Genomic DNA, 692 nt, shown 5'->3' with positions numbered 1-692 from the left:
CCATCAATGGAAAATATTAAGGTTGGAGATAATATTATTGCTTTAGGACCTGAAGAAAAAAACAGTATATCACTTTCTAAAAATGGTTACGTATATACCAGTCAGTATATGGGTAATTTACAGAACTTTAATTGTTATAAAAATTATGAATATGTGCTGAATCATTTGTGTAAATTGCTAGATATAAGTCCTAAAGTATGGGTAGAAGATATGCATCCATTTTATATTTCAAGCAAGTATGGAAATAGTAAAGACCGAAAAATAATAAAAGTACAGCATCATCATGCCCATATGGCAAGCTGTATGGCAGAACATAACGTTGATGGAAAAGTTATTGGAGTTATATACGATGGAACGGGCTTTGGAATAGACGGAAATATATGGGGCGGAGAGTTTTTTATTGCAGCAGGATATAATTTTAACAGGATAGGGCATTTTCAATATGTAAGTATACAGGGAGGAGATATATCCATAAAACAGCCCTGGAGATGCGCTGTGAGTTACTTGTATTTTTTTGGATATTCTATAAATGAATTTATAAGTGACATAGATAAAGATAAGTTCGATATAATTGTTCAAGCTTTAAAAACATCATTAAATTGTTATAAGTCTTCCAGTGTTGGACGGTTTTTTGATTGCATCTCAGCTTTGATAGGTCTTGTGAGAACTATTACATATGATGGTGAAGCTGC

General features: G+C 32.4%; 1 protein-coding gene. It reads left to right on the top strand.

From position 1 onward, the window contains the following. Positions 1-692: Kae1-like domain-containing protein (locus tag ACJDU8_RS25595; protein ID WP_479723080.1), on the top strand; the 692-nt coding region annotated here is incomplete at both ends.

This window comes from Candidatus Clostridium eludens, from assembly GCF_045310515.1.
GTDB classification, from domain to species: Bacteria; Bacillota; Clostridia; order Clostridiales; family Clostridiaceae; genus Clostridium_B; species Clostridium_B eludens.
The sequence above is the reverse complement of the archived record's forward strand: the minus strand, read 5'-3'. Positions and strand labels throughout refer to the sequence as shown.